Here is a 26360-nt window from a genome sequence, read left to right on the forward strand (position 1 = left end):
GGCTGCGGGGGAGGGGTTGCCTAAAAACGTAGGATGTATATCTACGCAAAGCGGAACGATTATGTCTAGAGCTCGGGAGATGCTGGTCTGGACATGGGATGTCTGCTAGGTTGCGATCTGCAAATGATCTCCTGTCGGAGAGTCTGGAAGCCATGACCCGTATCGACGCGCACCACCACGTTTGGGACCTGTCCTCCCGCCCGCACGCCTGGCTCGACTCCGACGCCATGGCGCCCGTCCGCCGCACGTTCACCCTCGACGACCTCGCGCCCCACGCCGCCGCCGCGAACGTGACCCGCACCGTCCTCGTCCAGGTGCTGCCCGACCTCGGCGAGACCCGCGAGTTCCTGGCGCTGGCCGCCGGCTCCGAGCTGGTCGCGGGCGTCGTGGGCTGGATCGACCTGACCGCGCCCGACGCCGCCGACACCCTCGCGGAGCTGCCGGCCGGACTGGTGGGCGTGCGCCACGGCGTGCAGTCCGAGCCCGACCCGGCCTGGCTGAACCGCCCCGACGCGCGCAGAGGGCTGGCCGCCGTGGCCGCCGCCGGGCTGGCCTACGACCTGCTCACGCTGCCCCACCAGCTCCCCGCCGCCATCGACACGGTGGCCGCCCTGCCGGAGCTGACGTTCGTGCTGGACCACCTGTCCAAGCCGCCGATCGCCACGGGCGAGCTGGAGCCGTGGCGCGCCAGGATCCGCGAGCTGGCCACGCACCCGAACGTGTACTGCAAACTGTCCGGGATGGTGACCGAGGCGGACTGGGCGTCCTGGCAGGTGTCCGACCTGCGGCCGTACGCCGAGCTCATCCTGGAGACGTTCGGCCCCGAACGGGTGATGTTCGGCTCCGACTGGCCGGTCTGCCTGCTCGCGGCCGAGTACGAGCAGGTCTGCGCCGCCGCGGACGAGCTGTGCGCGGGCCTGTCGGCCGGCGAGCGGGCCGACGTCTTCGCCGGCACCGCCCGCCGCGCCTACAAGCTCAGCCGGGCGTGACACGGAAGGTCGTGTGGTAGGTCCGCGACTCCTGCGGACCGAGCCAGATCATGCTGCCGTCCTGCCTGGCCGCCGCGTCGCCCGACACGTGGTGGGTGGACGGCTCCAGCCCGACCGCGTAGTTGCCCGAACGCAGGTTCAGCCACTCGAAGAAGTACGGGAACTCCTCGGCCCGCCACTCCACGCTCACCGTCATCCCGAGCCGGTCGTTGACCACCGCGACCCGGTGCAGCCCGTCCTGGCCGGGGTTGAGCGCGTGCTCGTACACCTGCTCCACGAACCCCGGCACGGGCCCGGGGAAGGTGATGTGGTCGGCCTTCTGCTCGGCCACGCTGTCGCTCTGCCACAGCGTCTCCCGGATGTCGGCCTCGAACCTGGCGCCCTCGTCGAGCAGCGGCCAGCCCAGGTTGATGTGGTAGAGGTACATGTGCGGCGTCGGCTCGAACCCGGCGTTCGTCACCTTGTCGATCAGCCTGATCTCGTCGCCGCCCAGGTCGGCCTCGATGCGCCGGTTCAGCCGCAGGTTCTCGGCGAACACCGCGCTCTGGCGCACCTCGCCCTCGGCCCAGAGCACGCACCGCTCGCCGTCCCACTGCTCGCCGTAGCCGGTCAGCCGGGCGGGCAGGTTGCCGACCCGGCCGTGCAGCCCGTGGCGGACGGACTGGCGCGGCGGATACCGGTAGGCGTCGGCGGGCACGTCGCCGCCGAACAGCGTGTGGTCAAGGCCCGCCGTGACGATGAGCCCGGAGAACGAGCGCAGCCACGACAGCCCGTCCTCGTCGGCGTGCTCGTGCAGCCCCGGATGGCGGAAACCGGTGGGGGAGCGCCAGCCGAACGAGCGCCCGGCGTGCTCGGCGTGCCCGATGTCCATGCACCGGTCGACCAGCACGTCGAAGGCCAGCCCCGAGCCGGTGCGGAACTCCAGCGTCCTGATGCCGCGCTCGACGCCGTCGCCCAGCGTCACCAGCCTGACCCCGCCGGCCGCGCTCAGGTCGCCCGTCAGCTCGGCCAGCCGCCTGCGGTCGGGAATCACGCCATCACCCACCCTCCGTTGACTTCGATGGTCTGGCCCGTGACGAACGAGGCGTCCGAGCCGGTGAGGAACGACACCACGGCGGCCAGTTCCTCGGGCGTGCCGCGCCGCTGGAGCGCCTGCCGCTCCAGGACGTGCCGGTTGTAGGCCTCGGGATCCGGATGGATCTCCTCGGCCGCCGTCGGGAACGCGCCCGGCGAGACGCAGTTGACGCGGATCTCGCGCGGCCCGAGCTCGCGGGCCAGCGCCCTGGTAAGCGCGGCGGCGGCGCCCTTGGTCGCGACGTAGGCGGCCAGGTCGGACCAGCCGCCGTGCATGGTGATCGAGGCGATGTTGACGATCGCGCCTCCGCCCTCGCCCATCTGCCGGGCGGCGTGCTGGGCCGCCAGCCAGTAGGCGCGCTGGTTGACCGCGTGGACGTCGTCGTACTCCGTCAGCGGCACCTCAAGGAACGGCCGGGCGGGGTAGATCGCCGCGTTGTTGACGAGGATGCCGACGGGACCGAGCCGCGCGGCCGTCTCGGAGAACGCCTCCTCGATGGCGGCCGGGTCGCGCAGGTCGGTCTTCAGATTGAGCGCGCCTTCGAGCGAGCCCGCGTCGACGTCGAGCGCCGCGACCTGGTGGCCGTCGGCCGTCAGGCGGCGGACGATCGCCCTGCCGAGCGCTCCGGCGGCGCCGGTGACGAGCGCCGTGGTCATGTGTTCCTCCATTCCTGGTGCGGGCCGCCGGGCAGGTTCGCGAGCGGACCGCTGTGCAGGTCGTCGAGCAGGGTGCGGGCGGGGGTGCCGGCAAGCAGCCCGTCGCGGATCAGCGCGGACGACCTGTCCTGCAGGGCGATGTAGCCGGGGAAGCGCGGCCGGATCCAGGCGGCCTCCATCGTGGCCCGGGTGTCGCGGTAGAAGCCCTTGTCATCCCAGGCGGAGCGGGCGGCCGGTTGCCCGCCGACGGCCGGGAACAGCCCGGTCTGCACCGGCTCGGACGTCAGCCGGAGCAGGTGGGCGCGGACGGCGTCCCGGATCTCGCCGATCCGCCTGCGCGAGAGCGCCAGGCCCGTGCCGCCGAGCACGCTGCCCGGCGCGCGGCCCGGCCAGGCGGGCGCGTCGGAGAAGGTCAGCGGGTAGGTCACGTAGCCGTACAGGAGCGGGCACCACTGCGGGCCGCCCGCCGCGATGGCGTCCAGCACACCGATCGGGTTGAGCCGCGACACCTCGGGGTCGGCCAGGGCGAGCAGTTCGGCCATCAGCTCCAGTGCCCGCAGCCCGGCCCCCTCGTCGAGGAAGCCGTCCTCGCGGGTCTCGGGCACGAGGAGGTCGCCCGAGCACAGCGCGTAGAACATGAGGAACGCGTGCGGCCCGCCCAGGCAGAGCGCCATCGATGTGCTTCGGGCGAGCTCCACCGCCTTCGGCCACGTCCTGGGGACCGCCACGCCGGGCCGGGCTGCCGCCACCTGGGTGGCCGCGTCGAGCGGCAGCGCCCACTGGCGTCCGTCCAGGTGGTAGCTGTCCCAGGTGCGGCCGACCGTCCCGGTCCGCAAGCGCTCCAGTTCGTCCGGCTCGAACAACTCCTCCATCGGCACCAGCGCGTCCACGGCCGCGCCCAGCCCCGGATGGTCGATCACCAGCACGTCGTAGGTCTGGCACAACTTCGCGATCGGCTCCGACTCGAACCCTTCGAGCGGCTGGCGGTCCCACTCGATCGGCTCGGGCACCTGTCCGTACGGGTTCGCGCCCGCCAGGTCGAGCCGCGTCAGCTCGTCCAGCGGCGCGTACCCCCGGGGATGGTCCCAGGTCAGCCCTCGCATGCCAGCACACCCTCCGCCACCAGCTCCGCCGTGCGCTCGGCCGGGTAGCCGAGCTCGTCGAGCAACTCGCGCGTGTGCTCGCCGACCAGCGGCGCGCCCATGCGCACCCCCGGAGGGCTGGCGCTGAGGCCGTAGGGGAAGCCGGGTGTGGTGACCGTGCCCTCGGTGGGGTGGTCGTAGGTGACGAACGAGCCGTTGTGCTTGACCTGCGGATCGGCCACCAGGTCGGCGTAGCCGTACACCGGGCCCGCCCACAGGTCGTGGCGGGCGCAGATCTCCAGCCATTCCGCGGTGGTGCGCTCCGGCAGGCGGCGGGCCACCAGGGCGGTGATCTCGTCGCGCCTGGTGTGGCCGTCGGCGTCGCCGTCCATGGCGGCCAGCTCCGGCAGGTCCAGCGCGACCGCCAGCCCGTCGAGCCTGGGCATGCCGAGCGCCAGGTAGCCGTCCTTGGTGGCGAACACGCCGTACGGGGCGCGGATGTAGGTGTGGCCGTGCGGCTCGGTGCCGCGTCGCTGCGGCACCTTGCCGACTGTGAAGACCGACAGCTCCTGCATCTGCACGGCGATGGCCGCGTCCAGCATGTTCACGCTCACACGCTGGCCCTCGCCGGTGCGCTCGCGGTGCAGCAGCGCGGCCAGCGCGCCCTCGAAGGCGCTGTAGGCGGTGATGGCGTCGATCGCGTACGTGCCGGCGGGCGCGGGCGGGTCGCCGTCCCTGCCGGTGCTCAGCATGGCGCCGCTCATGGCCTGTAACAGCAGGTCCTGGCCGGGACGCGACAGGTAGGGGCCGCTCTCGCCGTACCCGGACATGGAGACGTACACGATGGCCGGGTTGAGCGCGCTGATCGTGTCGTAGTCCATGCCGAGCCGCTCGGCCACGCCGGGACGGTAGTTCTGCAGGAACACGTCCGCCGTCGCGGCCAGCCTGTGCACGATCTCGCGGCCCGCGTCCGACTTGAGGTTCACCGCGAGGCTGCGCTTGTTGCGGTTGAGCGACAGGAACGAGGCGTTGACCCGGTTGCCCGTCGCCCCGCCCGCCGGGGCGTGCCGCTGCCACTCGCCGGCCACCGGCTCCACCTTGACCACGTCCGCGCCCAGGTCGCCCAGCCGCATGGCGGCCAGCGGGCCCGCCATCGCGATGGACAGGTCGACCACGCGGTAGCCGTCGAGTACGCCCATCAGCGCCCCTCGAAGACGGGCTCGCGGCGCTCGGCGAAAGCGGCCCTGCCCTCGGCGGCGTCGGCGGTGGCGAAGCAGACGGTCTGCAGGTCGCGTTCGTACTGGATGGCCTGGTCGAGCGGCATCGAGTAGGCGGCCTTCAGGTTGGCCTTGGCCGTCTGCGCGGCGATCGGCGGCCGCCTGGCGATCGTGGCGGCCAGGTCTTTGGCCGCCTTCGCCAGCTCGCCCGGCGGGTACACCTCGGTGACGAGCCCCCACGCCCGCGCGCGGTCGGCGTCGATGGGGTCGCCGGTCAGCAGCATGACGGCCGCGTTGCCAGGACCGACCGCGTGGGCCAGCAGCGCGGACTGGCCGCTGCCGCCGATCCAGCCGAGCTTGATCTCCGGGGCGGCGAACGTGGCGTTCTCGGCGGCCAGCCGGATGTCGCAGGCCATGGCCAGCTCCAGGCCGCCGCCGTAGGCGTAGCCGTTGACGGCCGCGATGATCGGCTTGCGCAGGGCGCGGACCGCGTCGCCGTAGTCGCCGCGGTTGCGGAACTCCCACGGCGTGGCGTACTCGTCCAGCTCCCTGATGTCGCTGCCGACGCAGAACGAGCGCTCGCCCGCGCCGGTGAGCACGGCCACCCGGATCGCCGGGTCGGAGTCCACCCTGCTCAGGCAGGCACGCAGCGCGGCGGCCATGTCGGGGGTGATGGCGTTGAGCTTGGCGGGTCTGTTGAGGGTGACGACGGCCACGGGGCCGTCAACGTCGAGGAGGACGTCCACAGATGGGCTCATTTCTAGCAGCAGAGTCGAACGTGTTGCTCGGCGTCGGCGCGGGCGACCTCGACCACCTCGCGCATGGCCTCCTCGGCCTTGCGGTGGTGGTGGCGCCTGATCGCCAGCGCCACCCGCTCGTGGCCGGGCAGCGTCTCCTTGTTGTGGGCCACCGAACGGGTGTGCACCTGGCGCACCGACCGCAGGGCGATGCTGATCATGTCGTAGATGTAGAGCAGCAGGTCGTTGTCCGCCGCGGCGAACACCGCCTTGTGGAAGGCCAGGTCGGCCTCGATGAAGGGTTCGGGGTCGTCCGCCGTGGCATAGAGCGCGGCCAGCGCCTCGTCGATGCGCTGGACGGCGGCGGCGTCCGCGCGCTCGGCCGCGACCCTGGCCGCCCCGGGCTCCAGCGCGACCCGCAGGTCGGCCAGCCCCCGGATGTCCTCGGGCCGGGGCTCGGGCACGAAACGCCAGGCCAATACGTCGGCGTCGAGCAGGTTCCACGACTCGCGCGGGCGCACGATCGTGCCCGCGCTCCGCCTGGTCTCCAGCAGGCCCTTGCCCGCCAGGACCTTCACGCCCTCCCGTACGGCGGAGCGGCCCACGCCCAGCTCGCCGACGAGATCTTCCTCGATCGGGATGGACGTGCCCGGGGGCAGGTCGCCGCCGACGATACGGGCGCCGAGGGCGTGCACGACGTGGACGTGCCGTTCCCTCTGAGGATCAGTTGCCACGGCTTGCACGCTAGCGTCCGAGTTCGGCTTTTCATAGCCCTTCATCGGATGAAGTGAGAATTTCATCCGATGAAGTGATACCCCCTTAACAATGCGCACATTTGGTAGTAGCTTCCCGAGAAGTGGTACGACCAGCCGACATGGGGCCGCCACCGGCCAGGACATCGACCGCGCCGACTTCGCCTTCCACCAGGTGCTGCCGCACGCCGCAGGCAACGCCGCCCTGACCTCCTTCGCCGACGCCCATGACCGGCGTGCTGTTCCGCGCGTCGGCGACGACCACTTCCAGGTGTTCACCGAATCCCGCATGGAGAGGCCATGACGAAGACGCTCGGACTGATCCACACCTCGGCGACCCTCGTGGAGGTGTTCGCCAAGCTGTGCGCCGAGCACCTGCCGGGAGTCGACACCTTCAACATCGTCGACGACAGCCTGATCAAGAACACCGTCGCCGCCGGCCACCTGACGCCGCGGACCGCGCGGCGGGTCGGCGATCACATCGGCTCCGCCGAGGCCGCAGGAGCCGATCACATCCTGGTGACCTGCTCCTCGATCGGCGCCGCCGTCGAGGCCGCCGCCCCGTTCACCGGCGTGCCCGTCACCCGCGTCGACCGCCCCATGGCCGACGAGGCCGTCGCGCTGGGCACGCGGATCGGCGTGCTCGCCACCCTGACCACCACCCTCGACCCCACCGCCGACCTGGTACGCCGCAGCGCCGCCGCCGCGGGCAAGGAGATCTCGCTGACCGCGCGGGTGTGCGAAGGCGCTTTCGAGGCCCTGATGGGCGGCGACGCCGCGACCCACGACGCGCTCGTGGCCGCCGCCCTGCGAGAGCTCGACGTGGACGTGATCGTGCTGGCCCAGGCGTCGATGGCCCGGGTCGCCGGCACGGTCGAGACGAAGGCGCCCGTGCTGGCCAGCCCGCCGCTCGCGATGAAGTACCTGGCCGGGGAGCTGCGTTCCGAGCGGGCGGTGCACCAGTGAGCGATCGTGCGCTGACCGTCGCCACGTACCGGATCCTCACCCGGCTCCCCCTGGAGCAGGCCGTGCACGCGATCGCGGGCGAGCAGAGCACCGGCACGTTCGTCAGCGTGCGCGGGGAGACCGACGAACTGCGCGCCCGGCACAGCGCGGTGGTGCTCGACCTCACCGAGACCTCGGTCTCCGACACCGGCCCCCTGCCCGGCGCCTCGGGTGACGGGCCGCTCCGCGCCGGGATCGTCAGGATCGGCTTCCCGCTGGAGAACACCGGCCCCTCGCTCACGAACCTCTTCCCCGTGGTCGCAGGCAACCTCTACGAACTACGCGAACTCGCCGGGCTCAAGCTGGTGGACCTGGAACTGCCCGAGGAGTTCGGACAGGCGTACCTGCCCGCCCGCTTCGCCGTCGAAGGCACCCGGCGGCTGACCGGACGTCAGGAAGGCGTGCTCATCGGCACCATCGTCAAGCCGAACGTCGGGCTGCGCCCCGCCGACTACGTGGACCTGGTGCGCGAACTCGGGCTCGCCGGCGCCGACTTCATCAAGGACGACGAGGTCAACGGCGACTGCCCGCCCGCGCCCCTCCCGCAGCGCGTACGCGCCGTGACGACGGCCCTCGACGAGGTCGAACGGCGCACCGGCCGCCGCCCCATGTACGCCTTCAACATCAGCGACGAGCCCGACCGCATGCTGCGCAACCACGATCTGGTGGTGGCCGCCGGGGGCACCTGCGTCATGGTCAACCTGAACGTCGTCGGCTTCCCCGCGGTCGCCATGCTGCGACGGCACGCCAGAGTGCCCATCCACGCGCACGTCACCGGCATCGGGGCGCTGGCCCGCCATCCCGGGCTCGGGATCGGGCACGTCGCCTACCAGAAGCTGGCCCGCCTGACCGGAATCGACCACCTGCACTGCGGCGGGTTCCACAGCAAGTTCTACGTGACGGACGACGAGGTCGCGCGCATGGTGACGGCCGTGCGCGAACCGCTGCTCGGCGGCTTCCCCTGCCTGCCCGTGCTCTCCTCGGCGCAGTGGGCAGGGACCGCCCCGCTCACCCTGGAACGCACCGGAACCACCGACCTGCTGGTGCTGGCCGGGGGCGGGGTACTCGGCCACCCGGATGGACCCGCCGCCGGGATCACCAGCATCCGGCAGGCGTGGGAGGCGGCGGTGGCAGGAGTCCCGCTGCACGAGGTGAACGCGCCCGAACTGACCCGGGCCTTGGAGCACTTCAGCGGAGTGGTGCGGAAATGAGGCCGGGCGGTTTGGGTGTGGGGGTGTCGTGACGCGTTTCGCCTTCATCGCCGACGACTTCACCGGCGCCACGGACGCGCTCTGGCAGTTCAGGCGCTGCGGCCTGACCGGTTCCCTGGTCACGGACGTGGCCCACCTCCACGACGGGGACGACGTCATCGGCCTGGCCACCACGGCCAGGGCGGCGGCGGACCCGGCCGAGGTGGTGCTCCCGGCGTTCATGGCCATGGCCGAGCTGAAGCCGCTGGTCATCCAGTACAAGGTCTGCTCGACCTTCGACTCCGCGCCGGACCTCGGGAGCATCGGCGCGGTGATCGCCGCCCTCCACCGATCCGGTCTGACCAGGGGCGGCCCGGTGCCGGTCCTGGCCGCGCAGCCCGAGTTCGGCCGTTACACGTGGTTCGCCAACCACTTCGTACGGGCTGGGGACGACGTCCTCCGCCTCGACCGTTACCCGCCGATGCGCGACCACCCGGTCACCCCCGCGACCGAGGCCGACCTCCGGGTCCGCCTGACCGAGCAGGGCGCGGGACGGGTCGGCTGGTTGCCCGCCGACCCGTCGCAGGAGGCGTACCGGGCACTCGCCGGGGACGCGGCCTTCATCGCCGACGCGACCACCGAGGCCCACCTCCGCGCCCTCGGCGCCCTCCTGCTCGCCGACGCCGCGAGCCGCACGGGCCCGCTGTACTGCGTCGGCTCCGGCGGCCTCAGCCACGCCCTGGCCTCAGCGCACATCGGACCACCGCACGACGCCACACCTGCCGCCCCGTTGGGGTCTGCCGAGCCGGTGCTGGTCGTGTCCGGCAGCCGGTCCCCGATCACCGCCCGCCAGATCGACACGGCCGAACGCGCCGGTTGGCGGGTGGTGGACCTCCCCGAGGGAGGAAGGCCCCCCGAGGTTTTGGAGAGCCTGGGCGAGGGGCGTCACACGATCGTCCAGTCGACGCGCGGCCCGGCCCGTGACCCGGACGCCATCGGTGTGCTGCTCGGCCAGGTCGCCTCGGCCGCCGTCCAGGCTGGGCTCGTGGGGCGGTTGGTGGTGGCGGGCGGGGACACCTCGGGCCAGGTCGTGGCGGCGCTCGGCGCGCGTTCGCTGGACGTGGTCGCCACCCTGGCGGTGGGCGGCCCGGTGTGCGTACTGGCCTCGGACGATCCGGCGTGCGACGGGCTTGAGATCGCGCTGAAGGGCGGCCAGGTCGGCGACGACGCCTACTTCCTGCGGGCAGCCACCGGGAGAATGGGCGGATGCGTTTCGAGCCGATCGACCGTCCCCCGCACGCCTTCCAGCAGCCCGTGACCGCGGGCCAGATCCAGGCCGTCTGCCAGCGCGTCTTCGGCGCGGACGCCCGGGTGTCGTCCGCCGTCGAGCTGGGGCTCGGCATGTACAACAACACGTTCAAGGTCACCGTCGAGGGGCGCGACCGGCCGGTGGTCGTGCGGTTCGCTCCTGCGCCGGCCCGCCAGTGCGTCTCGGAGCGGGAGTTCATGCGCAACGAGTACGCCACCGTGCCGTACCTGGCGCCGATCGCCCCGCTGATGCCGCGGATCATCGCGGCCGACTGGTCGCACGAGTTGGTCGGCCGCGACTACCTGGTGCAGACCCTGCTCGACGGCGTCCCGGCCCCCGAGGGCCTGAGTGACTATCCGCGTCCGACCTGGATGGGTTTCTTCCGGCGGCTCGGCGAGATCACCAGGATCATCCACGACGTGCGCGGGCCGGGGTTCGGCACCGTGGCCGCGCCCAGGCACGCCACGTGGAGCCGGGCGGTGACCGAGTCGCTGCACGACATCGCCTCCGACCTCGACGACGCCGGCCTGGACTCCGCCGACCTGCGTAAGGCGGCCGCCCTGGCCGCAGAGCACCACGCCGTGCTCGACGAGATCACCGAGCCGCGCCTGCTCACCGGCGACCTCTGGACGGTGAACGTCATGATCGCCCCGGGCGCCCCCGAGCCGACGATCACCGGGGTGCTCGACCTGGACCGCACCTCGTGGGGCGATCCGGCGGCCGACTGGCCCATCCGGATGGCGGCGTCCAGGCAGGACGAGCGGGTGGCGTTCTGGGAGGCGTACGGGGAGCGCGATCTGCGCCCGTCGGCCGTCTGGCGCTCGCTCGTTTACGAGATCCGCCACCTCGGCGCCGTCCGCCTGGAGCGCCACCGTCACGGTCAGGCCGACCGCGTCGAGGAGTCCTATGACGCCGTGGCCGAGGTGCTTTCGCGGCTAACATGACGTCGAGCGCGAAGTGAAGAGGATCACTTTCTGTAACTGGTAATTTATGTCCGGATTCTGTGACATAACTCCTTGAAAGAGCATGATCACCGGCCTTGATCGCCGCCCCGTTTGCCCAGCTAGAGCCGTATAAACAGGGGTATCACATAGGTCATGTCGATCTCCCGCGAGTGACCTGACCGTTATGTCGAACGGTTTCTGACTGTTACATTTTTCCTTATATTCTGCGCGTTGATCGCCATCACGCCGTCAAGTGTTTCTTTGTCTGTGCGAGGTGGGGTTTCGTTGCGGGAGCGCCTCTCCGGTCGGAAGTTCGCGCTCCCGGTCAGCGCGAACGGAGAGTAATGGGCAAGTACCTGCTTCGCAGGTTGGTAACAAATGTGATCTTGGTCGCTATCGCGGCCAGCCTCGCATACATGCTCGCGGCCACCACGATGAACCCGCGAGCGGCCTATGAAGGCCGCCAGCCCCCGGTCGCCGAGTCGGTCATCGACGCCACACTCGACGGCCTGAACATGAACGACAAAACCCCCGTGCTGCAGCGTTACGCGACGTGGGCCGGGGGCGTCGTCACCGGAGACTTCGGCAAGACCTGGAACGGCGGCTCCGTCAACGACGAGGTCGGCCGCCGGGTCATGGTCAGCCTCCGCCTGCTGCTCATCGGCACCCTTCTGGGCTTCGCCGTCGGGGTGGCACTGGGCGCGCTCTCCGCGGTGAGGCAGTACAAGATCAGCGACCGGTTGATCGGCGTCGGATCATTCGTGATCATGGCGATCCCGGTGTTCTTGCTGGCGACCCTGCTGGCGATCGCCACGTACAGCCTGAACAGGGGGCTGGGGTTCACGCTGATCGAGTACACCGGTGAGTACAACCCCCGGCTGACGGGCTGGGACCAGTTCCTCAACCGGCTGAATCACCTGATCCTGCCGACCATCTCCCTCAGCCTCGGCTCGATCGTCTTTTACAGCCGCATCCAGCGCAACATGATGCTCGACGTGCTCGGCCAGGACTTCGTCCGCACGGCCAGGGCCAAGGGCCTGCGCCGCAGGACCGCGCTCACCAAGCACGCGCTGCGCACCGCGCTGATCCCCTCCGCCACCTACTTCGCCTTCGCGTTCGGAACGATGTTCACCGGAGCCATCTTCACCGAGAAGATCTTCGCCTGGCACGGCATGGGAGCCTGGCTGGTCGACTCGATCAACCAGAACGACGTCAACTCCGTCGCCGCGATAACCTTCTTCACCGCCGTCTGCGTCCTGTTCGCGGCCTTCCTGTCGGACGTGCTGGTCGCGGCCCTCGACCCCCGGGTGCGGGTGAGCTGACATGCGATCGAAGGTCGTCCTCAGGCGCCTGCTGCGCAACAACCAGGCCCGCTACGGTTTCCTCGCCCTGATCCTGCTGGTGGGCCTGGCCTACCTGGGCCCGCTCTTCGGCGCCTACGACTGGACAGAGAGGGACTTCATGGCCTTCATGTCCGCGCCCGACGCCGACCACTGGTGGGGCACCACGAAGACCGGCCAGGACGTGTACGCGGTCACGCTCCGCGGCATGCAGAAGTCGATCATCATCGGCATCCTGGTGGCGCTGATCTCCACCGGCCTGGCCGCGATCGTCGGCGCCTTCGCCGGATATTTCGGCGGCTGGCTGGACAAGGCGCTCATGTGGGGCGTGGACCTGCTGCTGGTCCTGCCCAGCTTCCTCATCATCGCGATCATCTCGCCGCGGCTGCGCGGCGGCTCCTGGCTCTGGCTCGTGGTGCTGCTCGCCCTGTTCTCCTGGATGATCACCTCCAGGGTGGTCCGCAGCATGACGCTCTCGCTGCGCGAGCGCGAGTACGTCCTGGCCGCCGTCTACATGGGCATCCCGCGCTGGAAGATCATCCTTCGGCACATCGTGCCGAACCTGTCCTCACTGCTGATCATCGACGCCACCCTCAACGTCAGCGGCGCGATCATCGGCGAGGCCGCGCTGTCCTTCTTCGGCTTCGGCATCCAGCCGCCCGACGTCTCGCTCGGCACCCTCATTGCGGAGGGCTCGCGCGACGCCACCGGTTACCCGTGGCTGTTCGCCTTCCCCGCCGGCCTGCTGGTGGCCCTCGTCCTCGCCGTCAACCTCATCGGCGACGGCCTGCGTGACGCACTCGACCCGGGGAGCAACTCGTGAGCATCTTGGAGGTCAAGGACCTCACCGTCACCTTCCCCGGCGGTATCGAGGCCGTGCGCGGCGTCAGCTACGAGGTCGAGCGCAACGAGGTGCTCGGCATCGTCGGCGAGTCGGGCTCGGGCAAGTCCGTCACCTCGCTGGCCGTCATGGGCCTGCTCCCGCGCAACGCCGTGGTCGGCGGCTCGGTCAAGCTGCACGGCCGCGAACTGCTCGGCATGAAGGAGGACGAGCAGGTCAAGATCCGTGGCAAGGCCATCAGCATGATCTTCCAGGATCCGCTGTCGGCCTTCACCCCCGTCTACACCATCGGCGACCAGATCGCCGAGGCCGTGCGCATCCACCAGAAGATGGGCAAGGACAAGGCGGGCAAGCGCGCGGTCGAACTGCTCGACCTGGTCGGCATCCCGAACCCCGGCCTGCGGGCCAAGGCGTTCCCGCACGAGTTCTCCGGCGGCATGCGGCAGCGCGCGATGATCGCCATGGCCATCGCCAACGACCCCGACCTGCTGATCTGCGACGAGCCGACCACCGCGCTCGACGTGACCATCCAGGCGCAGGTGCTGGAGGTGCTCAAGACCGCCCAGCAGGAGACCGGCGCCGGAATCGTGATGATCACCCACGACCTCGGCGTCATCGCCGGCATGGCCGACCGGGTGCTCGTCATGTACGCGGGCCGGCCGGTCGAGCAGGGGCCCGTGGACGACATCTACTACCGGCCGCGGATGCCGTACACGATGGGGCTGCTCGCCTCGATCCCCAGGATCGACGGCGAGGAGGGGGCCCTCGTCCCCATCGACGGCAACCCGCCCTCGCCGGCGGCGCTGCCGCCCGGCTGCCCGTTCGCGCCGCGCTGCCCGATGAAGGTGGACATGTGCGACGACGAGGAGCCGCCGCTGACCCCCTTCGGCAGCGGGCGCCACGTGGCTTGCATCCGCTCGCACGAGATCGAGCACAAGGGCCTGACCGGCGCCGACGTGTTCCCCGTGCCGGTCATCCCGCCGAGCGACGTGGTACGCGTGCCGCGCGCCGAGCGCGAGACGGTGCTGGAGCTCGACCAGATGATCCGGCACTACCCGCTGATGAAGGGCGCGGTCTTCAAGCGCCGCGTCGGCACCGTGTACGCGGTCGACGGCATCAGCTTCGACGTCGCCCAAGGCGAGACGCTGGCCCTGGTCGGCGAGTCCGGCTGCGGCAAGACCACCACGTTGCAGCAGATCCTGCAGCTCCAGCCGCCGCAGGGCGGTCGCGTCGTGGTGCTCGGCAAGGACAGCGCCAAACTGGACAAGGCGGCCCGCAAGGCGCTCCGCGGCGACCTGCAGATCGTCTTCCAGGACCCGATGGCCGCGCTCGACCCGCGCATGCCGGTCGGCGACATCATCGCCGAGCCGCTGCGCGCGCACGGCAAGAAGGACGTGGCGGCCAAGGTCACCGAGCTGCTGCAGCTCGTCGGGCTCGCGCCCGAGCACGCCGAGCGCTACCCGCAGCAGTTCTCCGGCGGCCAGCGGCAGCGCATCGGCATCGCCCGCGCGCTCGCGCTGGAGCCGAAGCTGCTGGTGCTGGACGAGCCGGTCTCGGCGCTCGACGTCTCCATCCAGGCGGGCGTGATCAACCTGCTGGAGGAGCTGAAGAACAGGCTCGGGCTGTCGTACCTGTTCGTGGCCCACGATCTGGCCGTGGTCAGGCACCTGGCCGATCGGGTGGCCGTCATGTACCTGGGCAGAATCGCCGAGATCGGGACGGTCAAGGACGTCTACGACAGTCCCGCGCACCCGTACACGCAGGCGCTGCTGTCGGCGATCCCGCTGCCCGACCCCGAGATGGAACGCACCCGCAAGCGGATCCTGCTCGAAGGCGACCTGCCCAGCCCGGCCGACCCGCCGTCTGGATGCAGGTTCCGCACCCGCTGCCCCAAGTTCGCCACGCTCGGCGAGGCCGAACAGCGGCGGTGTGTGGATGAGGAGCCCTCGGTTGCCCGGCTCGCGAACGCCGTAGACCACGGCGCCGCCTGCCACTACGCGGAGGAGATCGAGGTCATCACGGCCTCGGAAAATCAGGAGGAAGAGTGAAGGTTCGATACCGTGCGACGGCGGGACTGGCGGTCCTGGCCATGGCCGTCGCGGCCTGTGGCGGCGGGGGCGGCAGCGAGAGCAAGAAGCCGAACGCCGAGCAGTCGCAGCAGGCCCAGCAGCAGATGGCGGAGACCCCGGCCATCGACATCAACCCCGTCCCCTACGAGCAGGTCAAGGACGGCGGCACGCTCACTCTCGCGATCGGGCAGTGGCCTACCCAGTGGAACGGCAACCACGTCGACGGCAACCAGGCCGACACGGCCGTCATGCTCGACGTCTTCATGCCTCAGCTCATGATGTCCGATGAGAAGGCCGAGTTCACGCCGAACGCGGACTACGTCACCGACGTCAAGAACGAGATGGTCGACGGCAAGCAGGTCGTCACCTACACGTTCAACGACAAGGCCGTCTGGTCCGATGGCACGCCGATGACGTGGGAGGACATCGAGGCCACGGCCAAGGCCCAGAGCGGCAAGGACAAGAAGTTCAAGCCGGCCTCCACCGACGGCTGGGACAAGATCGAGTCGGTCAAGAAGGGCGACTCGGACAAGGTCGCGATCATCACGTTCGCCAAGCCTTACTCCGAGTGGCAGGGCATGTTCAACCGGGGGACCTCCCACCTCTTCCCGGCCAAGCACTTGAAGACGCCCGAGGCGTACGACAACGACTACAAGCAGAAGATCCCGGCCACGGCCGGGCCCTTCAAGGTCGAGAAGATCGACGAGGGCACCAAGACGCTCACGCTCGTGCGTGACGACAAGTGGTGGGGCAAGAAGGCCAAGCTCGACAAGGTCATCTTCCGCGCCATCGCCGACCCCGCCGCCGAGATGAACGCCTTCGCCAACGGCGAGATCGACTCCATGGAGGTCCTGGCGGGCAACCCGGCCGACCTCAAGCGGGCCAAGGAGGTGCCGGGCGCGGCGATCCGCAAGTCGCTCAGCCCGAACTGGGCCCACATCACGGTCAACAACCAGAGCGAGTTCCTGAAGGACAAGTCGGTCCGTCACGCCGTCGCGTACGCGATCAACCGTGACGTGATCACCCAGGCCGGCCTGAAGGACATGGAGTGGCCGCAGCAGACGCTCGGCAACCACGTCTTCATGAACAACCACAAGGGCTACGTCGACAACTCCGGCGACCTCGGCAAGTACAACCTGGACAAGGCCAAGCAGCTGCTCGACGCGGCCGGCTGGAAGCAGGAGGGCGAGTACCGCAAGAAGGACGGCAAGGAGTTCGCGCTGGACTTCGTCATCCCCGCGTCCACGCCGATGTCGAAGACGATTGGTGAGCTCACCCAGGCCATGCTGAAGGAGGCCGGGATCAAGGTCACGATCCGCCCGGTCCCCGATGACAAGTTCTTCACCGACTTCATCATCAAGGGCGACTTCGACCTGGTGCCGTTCGCCTGGATCGGTACGCCGCTGCCGCTCGGCTCGATGCCGCAGATCTACAAGACCGGCTCCGAGAGCAACTTCCCCAAGGCCAGCGACCCGGCCGTCGACGCCGCCATCCAGGCCGCCGTGGACGAGATGGACCCGGCCAAGGCCATCCAGCTCGCCAACGAGGCCGACAAGCTGATCTGGGACATGGTCCACACCATCCCGCTGTACCAGCGTCCCGACATCAGGCCCGTCAAGAGCACGCTCGCCAACTACGGCGCCCGCGGCTACAAGTACTACGACTGGTCGGCGGTCGGCTTCACCAGCTGATCTCCTTCCGCTGAGAAACCCCCGGCCGGTCACCTCCGGTCGGGGGTCGCTCGTCTCTGGAGGACGATCAGCCGTGCGAGCCGGTCGTCCCGCTCTTGACGGTGATGCCGCAGGACATGCCGCCAGGGCCGCCGAATTGGACCGAGTCGAAGAAGTCGCGGTAGGTGATGAAGAAGTTGCCCTTGCCGCGCGGGCTGGTCACCGCCGCGCAGCCGTCGTAGTTCGCTTCTGAGAACAGGTAGATGAGCGTGTCGGTGCGGTTCCAGTCGGACTTGGCCCGGTCGCCCATGCCCAGGGCGGCCAGGTTGGGCGTGTTGCCCTGGAGTTGCACGATGTCTCCCGTGCCGTCGAAGCCGGAGAACAGGCAGTAGTAGCCCTCCTGGCAGCGGTCGTATCCCTCCGCGGCCTGGGCGGGGGTCGCCAGGGCGGCCAGGGCCGCGGCGGCGAGAGGGAACGCCAGCATGTGAAGCTTCTTGCCCACCATTCCTCCATGGGTGAAACTTTCTTTCGATCGACACTACATGGCGGGATCTTGCCGCGCCAGAGGGTGATCTACACCGCGACCTCGACCCGGCCGCGGGTGCCCCAGCGGCTGACGCGCCAGCAGGTCAGCAGCGCGTAGAGGTACAGCGGGAGCAGAACGAGCAGCCGCCACAGCGAGGCCAGCGGCGCCAGCGCGAACGTCAGCAGACGCGCCCGCATCGGCTCGTCCCCGCGCTCCACGGTGAACAGCCGCAGCGCCATCAGGTAGTTCATGGCCACGCCGATCCGCAGGACGGACAGTGCGAACTCGCCCAGGTGCGCCCGCGACACCGGATCGGCGACCAGCACGATCCCGATGGCCGGCGCGAGCAGCAGATGCAGGTACTCCGCCACTGTCGCCCAGAACACCACGCCGGTCAGCGGCATGTACCGCAACCACCACAGATGGCGCACGGTCGTGCCGCGCATCCAGCGCAACTGCTGGTTGGCGTAGTGGCGCAACCGCTCGGGCACCAGCGTGAACACCATCGACGAGGGCTGGTGGACGGTGTCGCCCGCGAGCAGCGCGTAGAAGGTGAGCATCGAGTCGTCGTTCATCTGCATGGGACGGCCGCGAAAACGCTCGTTCTCGTAGGCGCCCGCGCAGCGCCGCACCACCTCCGCCCGGTAGAAGGCCAGCGTGCCCGAGTTGATCGTCACCCGGCGCAGCACCGACTGGGCGCTGCGCAGGCCGCGTGTGAACGGCAGATACAGCACGCACGTCATCCGGGTGAGCAGGCTGGCGGTGCGGTTCAGCACCAGCACGTTCCCGGCCACCGACTGCACCCGGAGGTCGGCGAACGGCTGCAAGCCCTCCCTGACGGCGTGCCGGTCCAGCACCGAGTCGCTGTCCAGGGTGACGAAGACGTCAGCGTCGTCGCCGGCCAGCACGTGCATCTGGGCGAAGCGCTTGCCGCGGTTCTCGGTGCGATCCCAGGTCGTCTCCACGCCCCGCAGGGCCGCCTCGGTCTCGAACTCGCGGCGTACGTCGTCGTAGGTGACGGGCTCCCCGGTGACCCGGTCGGCGGAGCCGTCGTCGACCACCCGCACCCGGTCCACCCGGCGGCTCTGGGCCAGCACCGAACGCAGGCACGCCCGCAGCGCCGCCGGGTCCTCGTTGTAGACGGGGACCTGGACGGTCACCCGCAGGGCGGTCAACTCCGCGCGGCGCGCGAGCGGCGCCCTGATCGGCTGCTCCAGCCAGGCCAGCGGCATCCACCACACCAGCAGGAACGACACCAGCCAGGCGATCGGCACGGCGTAGGGACTGCCCGTCCTGGCCGCCAGATCCGCGACGCCCCAGGCCGCGTACCCGCCGAGCGGCAGGGCGGCGAACAGGACCAACGCTTTGTGGCCCGCGTAGCGTGCCGTGACTAGCGGCACTTTGGGTCCCGGCCGCGGCGGAATCCGCGGCGGATCAGCAGGGCGGTGGTGAGCACGAGTACGGCACACAGAACGGCCACCCACAGGTGACCGACGACCAGGGCGGCTACCGCGACGCCGCCGCCGTAGCCGACAAGGGATGCGTACGGCATGTGGACTCCTTGGCTGACTTGGGATGACGGGGTCGATTTCTCCGGATTGGCGTTCTTGTAATCCCCGAGGTGGCTAAAGGCATGGATGATCAGGAGAGGGCTGCTGTTGCCCTTCCCACGGTGCCGCGCGGCGCTTGCGCGCAGTCGGGTTGCCAGGGATATGTCTGTGCCCGAAGGGGGCCGTTGTTGGCGGGCGGGAAAGTGCATAGGCTTCCCATTGACAATGATCTCGACAGTCGGTCAAGGAGCTCGCTATGAGCGTGCGCGCCAAACCGTCCCTGATCATGATCCTCGCCGCCGCCGTGGGGCTGGTCATCGCCGCCCCCGCACCGGCCCAGGCGATCGGCGGCTTCGACTACTCCCGGGCGCAGGTCGCCGCCACCGGCCTGCAGGTGCCGTGGGGGCTGGCGTTCCTGCCCGACGGCAGCGCGCTGGTCTCCGAGCGCGGCGGCAGGATCCTGCGGATGAGCCCCGGCCAGACGCCCACGACCGTGGCCACCGTCAACGGGGTCTCCGCGTCCGGCGAGGGCGGGCTGCTCGGCATCGCGGTCTCGCCGACGTACGCCCAGGACCAGTGGGTCTACGCCTACTTCAGCTCCAGCGGCGACAACCGGCTCGTACGCCTGCGGCTGAGCGCGCCCCAAACCCAGAACGTGTTGTTATCGGGCGTGCCCAGGTCCTCGATCCACAACGGCGGGCGCATCGCCTTCGGCCCTGACGGCATGCTGTACGTGGCCACCGGCGACGCCGGCAACACCGCCAACGCCCAGAACCTGAACACCCCCGCGGGCAAGATCCTGCGCGTGACGCCCGACGGCGGCATTCCCTCGGGCAACCCGTTCGGCAACTCCCGGGTCTACAGCTACGGGCACCGCAACGTGCAGGGGCTGGCCTGGGACGGGCAGGGCAGGATGTTCGCCGGCGAGTTCGGGCAGAACACCCGCGACGAGATCAACCGGATCGTGGCGGGCGGCAACTACGGCTGGCCCACCTGCGAGGGCGTCTGCGGCAACCCGTCCTTCCGCGACCCCATCACGACGTGGGCGACGTCCGAGGCGTCGCCGAGCGGACTGGCCTACGCCAACAACACCCTCTTCGCCGCCGCGCTGCGCGGCACACGGCTGTGGACGGTGCCCGTGACGTCCGCGGGCGGGGCGGGCACGCCGGTCGCCGAACTGCGGGGGACGTACGGACGGCTGCGCGCGGCGGCGGTCGGCCCTGACGGCTGGTTGTGGCTGACGACGAGCAACCGCGACGGACGGGGCTCCCCGGTGACCGCCGACGACCGCGTCATCCGCATCCCGCCGACCGGCGCCTGAGCTCATCCCGCCGGGAACCAGGCAGCCTGGTTCCCGGCGGGCGGCCACGGAGCCGGTGGCAGCCGCCGGCTGGGGGATGGCGGCACCACCGGCTCCGTGGGGTCAGCGGTTCACGTGCAGCCGGCCGAACTCCACCGCCGGCGTGCCACCGGCGAAGTTACGGTTCACCTCGGCCCGTTCCGCGCTGCTGGGGTTCGCGTTGGCGCAGCTCACCGGGGCGCTGGAGCCCGACATGAGGTCGCTGCAGAGTCCGGTGCGCCGGTCGGGCAGGCCCAGGATGTGGCCGATCTCGTGCGTGGCGATCCGCAGGTGGTTGTAGCCCTGGCTGGTGGCCTCCCTGCCGATCCAGATGGTGCCGCGGCCGAGGCCGGTGGGCAGGGCCCGGGGCCAGCCGTTGTCGGCGTACACGACGAAGTTGGCGGGCGTGCCCTGGACGAGCCGGACGTTCGTGACGCTGGAGTTCCAGACCTGGGCGGCCTGGTTCACCACGCTCACGAACTCCGCCGCCCGGCTGGGGTCGTACCTGAGCACCGTGACCAGGGAGGTGGCCTGGGCCGGCGCGGTGACGAGCAGGAAGGCGAGGCTGAGCACGAGGGAGAGCACGAGGCGAAGCGGTCTTGACACGGGGCGTCCTCCGAGGGTTAGGGGGGTGCTGTCACGGTATTCGCACCCCCGCGCCCGGATACGTGTCAGATTGCCCCTACTACGGTGATATGGCCGGGTTGATCAGCAGATGGTCTGCTTGCTGTTGACGAGCGTGTTGTTTCTGAACGTGGTGTTGACGCCGCACGGGTTCTCCGTGATGGCGGAGTTCGTCACCCTCAGGTTCTGGATGACGATGTCGGAGGTGTTGGGGAACTCCGAGCGGGCCGCGATCCGGATGTCGCCAGGGCCCGTCACCGTGCCGCTCTGGGCGGCGATGGTCACGTTGTAGCAGTTCTCGATGAGGATGGCGTTGTTGCCGGTCTGGGCGATGTCCACCCGGTCGATGACCGCGCCGCCGCTCTCGGAGACACAGAAGACGCCCCGTCCGCCGCCGCGCGCGATGACCTGGCCGACGCGGATGTTCGTGGGATACGAGCTGCCGATCCGGCCGTTCCTGTTGGCCATGCGGAAGGCCGCGTAACCGGTGCCGGTGCCGGCGCCCTGGGCGTCCACCGTGGTCACCGTCGCGTTGATCGTGTCGTTCAGCAGCAGGCCCGAGTCGCCGGTGTTGCGGGCCACGACGGTGCCGATCGTCAGGCCGTCGAGTCCGTACGTCTCGACGCCGTGCGTGCTGGTGCCGGAGACGTAGACGTTGTCGATGCGGACGTTCCTGGTGCGGACGCTGCGGTCGCCGTGGTTGTCGATCCGGATGCCCAGGCCGCCGGACAGGCGCATGTCGATCTGGCCGAGCGTGATGTTGACGCCGTTGCGCACGAAGATGCCGTACAGCGGGGCGCCGGTGACGTTCAGGTGCTGGACCTCGACGTCCGTCACGCCCCTGGCGTACACGACGGCCTGGTCGCCCGAGCCGGAGCCGGTCACGTTGACGGTGCCGCAGACGTCCAGCGTGGTGTAGCTCGGCAGGGACAGCCGCGAACCCGCGCTCATCGAGCCCGAGCCGCGCACGACGACCCGCTGTTTGCCGGTGCGGCCGGCGGTGAGGCTGCCCACCGCCGCCTGCATGGCCGAGAGCATGCTGGTGCCGGTGTAGACGGTCCTGCTGCCGTTGCGGGCGGTCCAGGTGCTGCCGCTGAGCGTCGCCTCCGCGTTGAAGGAGCCGTCGCCGCAGGCCAGAGCGCTCGCGGTGCTCTCGGTGTGGCTGCGCGCCGAGGCCGGCGCGGAGAGCGCGGACGCCGTGAGCGCCAGCGCGATGAGGGCGGCCGTCAGGCCGATCCGACGCTTGTTGCCGCTGCTTCGCATACTCCGCTCCTGATGGTGGGGGGCGCCACCGCCTCCACCTTTCGATGAATCGATTCACTCACCTTCAAACGCCTGAACTGCTGTTATGCAGGAGGGCCGGTGGCTGATTCGGGGGGAGTATTACAACGTTCAAATCGGGCGTCAACAACGCGTGAAACTTACATGTGAGGCGCGCGGGTCAAAGGTCGCTTCGTCGCGAGCGGAAACTGTCAGTGCCTGCGTGCACACTCAGAGCATGCAGAACGAGCCGCTCGAACTCGGCGAGATCTCCTTCCCCCGGTGGAACGTCCACAACGACAGGATGGCGGAGGTCGGCTTCCTGACCATCGCCAGACGCCTGCCCTCGCTCGTGCGCCAGGCGATGCGCATGGCCTGGGAGGCGAGCCCCCGCGACACCCTGGCCACGATCACGCTCAGCCTCGTCGGCGGGGTGTTCACCGCCTTCGGCCTGCTGGCCACGACCGGCGTGCTGACGGCGCTGTTCAGCGAGGGCCCCACCCCCGACCGCGTGATGGCCGCCCTGCCCAGCCTCGCCCTGGTCGGGGCGGCGGCGGTCATCCGCACCGCGACCCAGGCCGGCGCGGGCTGGGCGCAGTCGCGCCTGTCCCCGCAGATCGACCGGCTGACCGAGGAGCGCCTGTACGGCCTGACCAGCCGGGTGGAGCTCGTGGCCTTCGACGACCCGGAGTTCCACGACTCTTTGGAACGTGCCAGCGGCAGGGGGGTGGTCGTGGCGGAGTCGGTCGTCACCTCGGCCGTCGACGTCGTGACCGCCGCCGTCGGCATCGCGGCCGCGGCCGGCGTCCTGGGGGTGCTCCACCCCGTGCTGCTCCCGCTCCTGCTGCTCGCTGTCCTGCCCGACGCGTGGGCCGCGGTGCGCAGCGCGCGCATGCGCTACTCGACGATGTACAGCCTGATCCCGGCCCGCCGCCGCAAGTGGATCATCTCTGCCCTGCTGGCCGAGCGCGAGGCCGCGGCCGAGGTCCGCTCGTTCACGATGCGGGGCTTCCTGCTGCGCATGTACGACGCCGTGGCCAAGGCCGAGCAGGACGTCATGCTCGGCCTGGCCAAACGCCAGATGACGGCCCGGCTGGTCGGCGAGGCGCTGGGCGGCATCGGCACGGGCCTGGTCTACGTGGCGCTCGGCGCGCTGCTCGCGCTGGCCGCCATCCCGCTGGCGATCGCGGGCACCGCGGTCCTGGCGATCAGGTCGGGCCAGCAGTCGCTCAGCAACCTCATGTACGCCACCAACCGCCTCTATGAGCAGGGTCTGTACTTCACCGACTTCCTGGAGTTCTGCGCCGACGCAGAACGCCGCCTGGTCGGCTCCCGTCCCGCCCCCGCTCCAGAGAACTTCGAGCGCATCACCGCCGAGTCCATCTCGTTCAGTTACCCCGGCGCCGAGGAGCCCGCCCTGCGTGAGGTGTCGATCGAGATCAAGCGCGGTGAGATCATCGCGTTCGTCGGCGAGAACGGCTCCGGCAAGACCACCCTGGCCAAGATTCTGTCCGGCCTGTACGAGCCCGACACCGGCGCCGTCCGCTGGGACGACACCGACCTGCGCCAGGTCAGCCCGGAAGAGCTGCGCCTGCGCACCGCCGTCATCGCCCAGGACCACACCCGCTGGCCGCTGACCGCCCGCTACAACATCACCATGGGCACCGACAAAGGACAGCAGGCCCTGGAGTCGGCCGCCGCCGTCGCCGGCGCCGACGAGGTCGTCGCCGACCTGCCCCACGGCTACCGCACCCTGCTCGACCGCCGCTTCAAGGACGGCCACGAACTGTCCGGCGGCCAATGGCAGCGCATCGCCGTCGCCCGCGGCTTCCACCGCGACGCCGACCTGCTCATCTGCGACGAACCCACCGCCGCCCTCGACGCCCGCGCGGAACACGCCCTCTTCGAACGCATCCGCGGCCACGCCGACGGCCGCACCGTCCTGCTCATCACCCACCGCCTGGCCAGCGTCCGCTACGCCGACCGCATCTACGTCCTCAACCACGGCAAGGTCACCGAACAGGGCGACCACGACACCCTGATGGCCCTGGACGGCCTGTACGCCGAGCTGTACACCCTGCAGGCCACCGCCTACCGGTAACGGAGGTTCGTTCGGGGCGGCGTGGTGCGGGCCGCCACGCCGCCCCGTCCTCGACTCTTGGGCCCCCCGTCGCTGGGTCGGGGTGTCCCGCTTGCGTTCGTCGTCCTTCGTCTGGGGGCGTTGTGTGGGCAAGAGCCGCGGGGCGGGTTACCCTCGCACAAAAGTGGATCATCAGGTCCATCGCAGCGGACCCACGTGAGGTGCCCATGCGCGTCAACCGTTCGCTCCTGTCCGTCGCCGGCATGACGGCACTCCTGCTCACCGCCATATCGCCCAGCTCCGCGACCTCGCGCGAAGGCGCGCAGTACCTCGGCGACCCCGACTACGGTGTCTGCAGGGGCACCGACCCGCGCTGCTACCACGACTGGGGCAACTTCGACCCCGCCAAGGGTTTGCGCCTGCTCGTCTACAGCCGCACCGCCGGGTTCCGCCACCCGCACCTCGGGGCCCCGCTCGGCCCCGGCATGAACCCGCCGCTCAAGGACGACAACGTCGCCATCAAGGCTGTGCTCGAGCTGGGCAAGGAGAACGGTTTCGCGGTCGACTACACCGAGGACGTCACCCAGTTGGCGACGGCGGGGAAACTGTTGTCGTACAACGCCGTGATGTTCCTCAGCAGCACGCGCGACGCCCTCGACGACGCGGCGCAGACCTCGCTGCGGCAGTACGTCCGCGCGGGAGGCGGCTTCATCGGCGTGCACAACGCGTTCGGCACGGAGTACAACTGGCCCTGGTACGAAGGGCTGCTCGGTAACGCCAACTTCTACGACCACGGCCCCAACCAGCCCGGCACCGTCGTCACCGTCAACCGGCGCGACGCCTCCACACAGGGCCTGCCGCCCCGCTGGGCGTTCACGGACGAGTGGTACAACCTCATCCCGTACCCCACGCGCGTCCGCGTGCTGGCCGAGGTGGACGAGGGCACCCTCCCCAATGGGGTACGCGGGAGCCTCGGCCACCCCGGCCACGGTGATCACCATCCGGTGAGCTGGTGTCAGTACTACGACGGCGGCAAGGCGTGGCTGACGACCCTCGGACACGACGTCAAGTCGTGGACCGACGAGCCGCTGGAGGGCGACCAGTACTTCATCCGGCACCTGCTGGGCGGGATCAAGTCGGTGCTCGGCGCCGCGCCGTTCTGCCGCTGAGCCGACGCGGTCGTCATCCGTGCCCGGTCATCAGCCGGACGCTGTCGTCCGGCCGTGCGGCTGTGCGGCGCTGCACGGCCGTGCCGGGTCGTCAGCTGTGTGCCGTCGTCAGCACGAGGAGAGCATGCTGCTCAGCGAGCTCTTCTCGGCGCTGTCCACGCTCAGGCCCCAGTACCACTTCACCTGGACCCAGGCGCGGGCGTAGCGGCAGCGCTCGGCGGTGCGCGGCGGCTGCCACTCGGCCGGGTCCTTGTCCGACTTGGACTGGTTGACGTTGTCGGTCACCGCCCAGAGCTGCGGCCCGCCCAGGTCGTTGGCGAACTGCTGGCGGCGGGAGGTGGTCCAGGACCAGGCGCCCGACGCCCACGCCTCGGCGAGGGGGACCATGTGGTCGATGTCGACGTCGGAGGCGGCGGTCCAGGTGGCGCCGTCGTACGGGCTGTACCAGGAGCCGGAGGTGGCCGCGCAGGAGGAGTCGGTCACCACGTTGGTGCCGTCCCGCTTGAGCACCTCCTCGCGGGTGTTGCAGGAGCCGCTGACGGTGATCCAGTGCGGGAACAGGTCGCGGTCGTAGGTGCTGCCGTGGGACTCGGCGGCGACGGTGAGGGAGTTGAGCCGGGAGGCCGCGGTGGAGGCGGAGGGGATGTTGGGCGGGGTCGCGGCGGCGGGCTGGGAGGTGGCGACCAGGGTGAGGGCTGTCGCGCAGACGAGGCCGAGGGCGGCGGGGATCGCGCGGTCGCGGTGCATGGGGGATAGGCCCTTCTGCCGCCGTCCTCGGACAGGCGAAGGGGGCCGGTCAGGGTACGAGGAAGGCGGGCACCTCGACGGTGACAGTGTCCCTTTGGTCCATATATGGCCAGGTTTGCCGAGCTGTCACCGGGGTGTTGAGCGACTCCTGACATTGGTCGTCATGACGACCCCGCCGGGCCGGTCAAA

Annotated in this window: 25 protein-coding genes; 13 read left to right on the top strand and 12 right to left on the bottom strand. The window is 70.1% G+C overall.

The window, feature by feature from the left end; translation table 11 throughout:
• Window positions 1-152: 152 nt before the first annotated feature.
• A complete protein-coding gene (locus ACFOY2_RS03050) occupies window positions 153-989 on the top strand; it encodes an amidohydrolase family protein (RefSeq protein ID WP_379526339.1) in 837 nt (278 codons plus the stop codon).
• Here the strand turns inward: ACFOY2_RS03050 and ACFOY2_RS03055 are convergent.
• Genes ACFOY2_RS03055 through ACFOY2_RS03080 form a run of 6 tightly spaced genes read right to left on the bottom strand, consistent with a single transcriptional unit; the run spans window position 976 to window position 6490 of the window.
• Window positions 976-2022, bottom strand: coding sequence for an aldose 1-epimerase family protein (locus ACFOY2_RS03055; RefSeq protein WP_379526340.1), 1047 nt, complete (start codon window positions 2020-2022; stop codon window positions 976-978). The genes ACFOY2_RS03050 and ACFOY2_RS03055 overlap by 14 nt on opposite strands.
• Entirely contained in the window at window positions 2019-2720 is a 702-nt protein-coding gene (locus tag ACFOY2_RS03060; protein ID WP_379526341.1) for an SDR family NAD(P)-dependent oxidoreductase, read from the bottom strand. Before ACFOY2_RS03060 ends, ACFOY2_RS03055 begins: the two co-directional genes overlap by 4 nt.
• The gene (locus ACFOY2_RS03065) at window positions 2717-3823 is read right to left on the bottom strand and encodes a hypothetical protein (RefSeq protein WP_379526342.1); all 1107 of its coding nucleotides are present in this window, start codon (window positions 3821-3823) and stop codon (window positions 2717-2719) included. Before ACFOY2_RS03065 ends, ACFOY2_RS03060 begins: the two co-directional genes overlap by 4 nt.
• The gene (locus tag ACFOY2_RS03070) at window positions 3811-5001 is read right to left on the bottom strand and encodes a CaiB/BaiF CoA transferase family protein (RefSeq protein WP_379526343.1); all 1191 of its coding nucleotides are present in this window, start codon (window positions 4999-5001) and stop codon (window positions 3811-3813) included. The genes ACFOY2_RS03065 and ACFOY2_RS03070 overlap by 13 nt, the downstream gene beginning before the upstream one ends.
• Window positions 5001-5777: an enoyl-CoA hydratase/isomerase family protein gene (locus tag ACFOY2_RS03075; RefSeq protein ID WP_379526344.1), complete on the bottom strand. Its 777-nt coding sequence runs from the start codon at window positions 5775-5777 to the stop codon at window positions 5001-5003. The genes ACFOY2_RS03070 and ACFOY2_RS03075 overlap by 1 nt, the downstream gene beginning before the upstream one ends.
• A 2-nt stretch (window positions 5778-5779) precedes the next feature.
• Window positions 5780-6490 carry a FadR/GntR family transcriptional regulator gene (locus tag ACFOY2_RS03080; RefSeq protein WP_379526345.1) on the bottom strand — a complete coding sequence of 237 codons (711 nt, stop codon included), beginning with the start codon at window positions 6488-6490 and terminating at the stop codon, window positions 5780-5782.
• 91 nt (window positions 6491-6581) lie between these two features.
• Here ACFOY2_RS03080 and ACFOY2_RS03085 point away from each other — a divergent pair, with 91 nt between their 5' ends.
• The 9 genes from ACFOY2_RS03085 (at window position 6582) to ACFOY2_RS03125 (ending at window position 16897) form a co-directional block, all read left to right on the top strand.
• On the top strand, window positions 6582-6812 hold the full coding sequence (locus ACFOY2_RS03085) for a hypothetical protein (RefSeq protein ID WP_379526346.1): 231 nt from the start codon (window positions 6582-6584) through the stop codon (window positions 6810-6812).
• The gene (locus tag ACFOY2_RS03090; RefSeq protein ID WP_379526347.1) at window positions 6809-7474 is read left to right on the top strand and encodes an aspartate/glutamate racemase family protein; all 666 of its coding nucleotides are present in this window, start codon (window positions 6809-6811) and stop codon (window positions 7472-7474) included. The genes ACFOY2_RS03085 and ACFOY2_RS03090 overlap by 4 nt, the downstream gene beginning before the upstream one ends.
• A complete protein-coding gene (locus ACFOY2_RS03095) occupies window positions 7471-8724 on the top strand; it encodes a RuBisCO large subunit C-terminal-like domain-containing protein (RefSeq protein WP_379526348.1) in 1254 nt (417 codons plus the stop codon). Before ACFOY2_RS03090 ends, ACFOY2_RS03095 begins: the two co-directional genes overlap by 4 nt.
• 28 nt (window positions 8725-8752) lie before the next feature.
• Window positions 8753-10021: a four-carbon acid sugar kinase family protein gene (locus tag ACFOY2_RS03100; RefSeq protein WP_379526349.1), complete on the top strand. Its 1269-nt coding sequence runs from the start codon at window positions 8753-8755 to the stop codon at window positions 10019-10021.
• Window positions 9970-10956 carry a phosphotransferase family protein gene (locus ACFOY2_RS03105; RefSeq protein ID WP_379526350.1) on the top strand — a complete coding sequence of 329 codons (987 nt, stop codon included), beginning with the start codon at window positions 9970-9972 and terminating at the stop codon, window positions 10954-10956. Before ACFOY2_RS03100 ends, ACFOY2_RS03105 begins: the two co-directional genes overlap by 52 nt.
• A gap of 344 nt (window positions 10957-11300) precedes the next feature.
• On the top strand, window positions 11301-12278 hold the full coding sequence (locus tag ACFOY2_RS03110) for an ABC transporter permease (RefSeq protein ID WP_379526351.1): 978 nt from the start codon (window positions 11301-11303) through the stop codon (window positions 12276-12278).
• Between the two features lies 1 nt (window position 12279).
• On the top strand, window positions 12280-13119 hold the full coding sequence (locus ACFOY2_RS03115) for an ABC transporter permease (RefSeq protein WP_379526352.1): 840 nt from the start codon (window positions 12280-12282) through the stop codon (window positions 13117-13119).
• The gene (locus ACFOY2_RS03120; protein WP_379526353.1) at window positions 13116-15185 is read left to right on the top strand and encodes a dipeptide ABC transporter ATP-binding protein; all 2070 of its coding nucleotides are present in this window, start codon (window positions 13116-13118) and stop codon (window positions 15183-15185) included. Before ACFOY2_RS03115 ends, ACFOY2_RS03120 begins: the two co-directional genes overlap by 4 nt.
• Window positions 15182-16897, top strand: coding sequence for an ABC transporter family substrate-binding protein (locus ACFOY2_RS03125; protein WP_379526354.1), 1716 nt, complete (start codon window positions 15182-15184; stop codon window positions 16895-16897). Before ACFOY2_RS03120 ends, ACFOY2_RS03125 begins: the two co-directional genes overlap by 4 nt.
• Before the next feature lie 67 nt (window positions 16898-16964).
• On the opposite strand, the gene ACFOY2_RS03130 is transcribed toward ACFOY2_RS03125, so the two are convergent.
• The 3 genes from ACFOY2_RS03130 to ACFOY2_RS03140 form a co-directional block, all read right to left on the bottom strand.
• A complete protein-coding gene (locus ACFOY2_RS03130) occupies window positions 16965-17360 on the bottom strand; it encodes a peptidase inhibitor family I36 protein (RefSeq protein WP_379526355.1) in 396 nt (131 codons plus the stop codon).
• A gap of 89 nt (window positions 17361-17449) precedes the next feature.
• The gene (locus tag ACFOY2_RS03135) at window positions 17450-18802 is read right to left on the bottom strand and encodes a glycosyltransferase (RefSeq protein WP_379526356.1); all 1353 of its coding nucleotides are present in this window, start codon (window positions 18800-18802) and stop codon (window positions 17450-17452) included.
• Window positions 18793-18954 carry a hypothetical protein gene (locus tag ACFOY2_RS03140; protein WP_379526357.1) on the bottom strand — a complete coding sequence of 54 codons (162 nt, stop codon included), beginning with the start codon at window positions 18952-18954 and terminating at the stop codon, window positions 18793-18795. Before ACFOY2_RS03140 ends, ACFOY2_RS03135 begins: the two co-directional genes overlap by 10 nt.
• A gap of 254 nt (window positions 18955-19208) precedes the next feature.
• Between ACFOY2_RS03140 and ACFOY2_RS03145 the strand changes: the two genes are divergently transcribed.
• Window positions 19209-20273: a PQQ-dependent sugar dehydrogenase gene (locus ACFOY2_RS03145; protein WP_379526358.1), complete on the top strand. Its 1065-nt coding sequence runs from the start codon at window positions 19209-19211 to the stop codon at window positions 20271-20273.
• Between the two features lie 102 nt (window positions 20274-20375).
• On the opposite strand, the gene ACFOY2_RS03150 is transcribed toward ACFOY2_RS03145, so the two are convergent.
• A complete protein-coding gene (locus ACFOY2_RS03150; RefSeq protein WP_379526359.1) occupies window positions 20376-20897 on the bottom strand; it encodes a snapalysin family zinc-dependent metalloprotease in 522 nt (173 codons plus the stop codon).
• Between the two features lie 102 nt (window positions 20898-20999).
• Complete coding sequence (locus ACFOY2_RS03155; RefSeq protein WP_379526360.1) at window positions 21000-22178, bottom strand: hypothetical protein; 1179 nt, start codon at window positions 22176-22178, stop codon at window positions 21000-21002.
• Between the two features lie 235 nt (window positions 22179-22413).
• Between ACFOY2_RS03155 and ACFOY2_RS03160 the strand changes: the two genes are divergently transcribed.
• Window positions 22414-24276 carry an ABC transporter ATP-binding protein gene (locus tag ACFOY2_RS03160; protein WP_379526361.1) on the top strand — a complete coding sequence of 621 codons (1863 nt, stop codon included), beginning with the start codon at window positions 22414-22416 and terminating at the stop codon, window positions 24274-24276.
• Window positions 24277-24482: 206 nt separating this feature from the next.
• Window positions 24483-25424: a ThuA domain-containing protein gene (locus ACFOY2_RS03165; protein WP_379526362.1), complete on the top strand. Its 942-nt coding sequence runs from the start codon at window positions 24483-24485 to the stop codon at window positions 25422-25424.
• Window positions 25425-25532: 108 nt separating this feature from the next.
• On the opposite strand, the gene ACFOY2_RS03170 is transcribed toward ACFOY2_RS03165, so the two are convergent.
• Window positions 25533-26171, bottom strand: coding sequence for an HNH endonuclease family protein (locus tag ACFOY2_RS03170; protein ID WP_379526363.1), 639 nt, complete (start codon window positions 26169-26171; stop codon window positions 25533-25535).
• Between the last annotated feature and the right edge of the window lie 189 nt (window positions 26172-26360).

The sequence above is a fragment of the Nonomuraea purpurea genome (assembly GCF_042650645.1).
Lineage (GTDB): Bacteria > Actinomycetota > Actinomycetes > Streptosporangiales > Streptosporangiaceae > Nonomuraea > Nonomuraea purpurea.

Excerpts from the sequence above, each read along its gene's own strand:
- ACFOY2_RS03070 (WP_379526343.1), bottom strand. The coding sequence starts at position 5,001 with ATGGGCGTACTCGACGGCTACCGCGTGGTCGACCTGTCCATCGCGATG.
- ACFOY2_RS03050 (WP_379526339.1), top strand. The coding sequence starts at position 153 with ATGACCCGTATCGACGCGCACCACCACGTTTGGGACCTGTCCTCCCGC.
- ACFOY2_RS03105 (WP_379526350.1), top strand. The coding sequence starts at position 9,970 with ATGCGTTTCGAGCCGATCGACCGTCCCCCGCACGCCTTCCAGCAGCCC.
- ACFOY2_RS03110 (WP_379526351.1), top strand. The coding sequence starts at position 11,301 with ATGGGCAAGTACCTGCTTCGCAGGTTGGTAACAAATGTGATCTTGGTC.
- ACFOY2_RS03130 (WP_379526355.1), bottom strand. The coding sequence starts at position 17,360 with ATGCTGGCGTTCCCTCTCGCCGCCGCGGCCCTGGCCGCCCTGGCGACC.
- ACFOY2_RS03145 (WP_379526358.1), top strand. The coding sequence starts at position 19,209 with ATGAGCGTGCGCGCCAAACCGTCCCTGATCATGATCCTCGCCGCCGCC.
- ACFOY2_RS03065 (WP_379526342.1), bottom strand. The coding sequence starts at position 3,823 with ATGCGAGGGCTGACCTGGGACCATCCCCGGGGGTACGCGCCGCTGGAC.
- ACFOY2_RS03090 (WP_379526347.1), top strand. The coding sequence starts at position 6,809 with ATGACGAAGACGCTCGGACTGATCCACACCTCGGCGACCCTCGTGGAG.
- ACFOY2_RS03160 (WP_379526361.1), top strand. The coding sequence starts at position 22,414 with ATGCAGAACGAGCCGCTCGAACTCGGCGAGATCTCCTTCCCCCGGTGG.
- ACFOY2_RS03075 (WP_379526344.1), bottom strand. The coding sequence starts at position 5,777 with ATGAGCCCATCTGTGGACGTCCTCCTCGACGTTGACGGCCCCGTGGCC.
- ACFOY2_RS03155 (WP_379526360.1), bottom strand. The coding sequence starts at position 22,178 with ATGCGAAGCAGCGGCAACAAGCGTCGGATCGGCCTGACGGCCGCCCTC.
- ACFOY2_RS03170 (WP_379526363.1), bottom strand. The coding sequence starts at position 26,171 with ATGCACCGCGACCGCGCGATCCCCGCCGCCCTCGGCCTCGTCTGCGCG.
- ACFOY2_RS03165 (WP_379526362.1), top strand. The coding sequence starts at position 24,483 with ATGCGCGTCAACCGTTCGCTCCTGTCCGTCGCCGGCATGACGGCACTC.
- ACFOY2_RS03085 (WP_379526346.1), top strand. The coding sequence starts at position 6,582 with ATGCGCACATTTGGTAGTAGCTTCCCGAGAAGTGGTACGACCAGCCGA.
- ACFOY2_RS03115 (WP_379526352.1), top strand. The coding sequence starts at position 12,280 with ATGCGATCGAAGGTCGTCCTCAGGCGCCTGCTGCGCAACAACCAGGCC.
- ACFOY2_RS03060 (WP_379526341.1), bottom strand. The coding sequence starts at position 2,720 with ATGACCACGGCGCTCGTCACCGGCGCCGCCGGAGCGCTCGGCAGGGCG.
- ACFOY2_RS03140 (WP_379526357.1), bottom strand. The coding sequence starts at position 18,954 with ATGCCGTACGCATCCCTTGTCGGCTACGGCGGCGGCGTCGCGGTAGCC.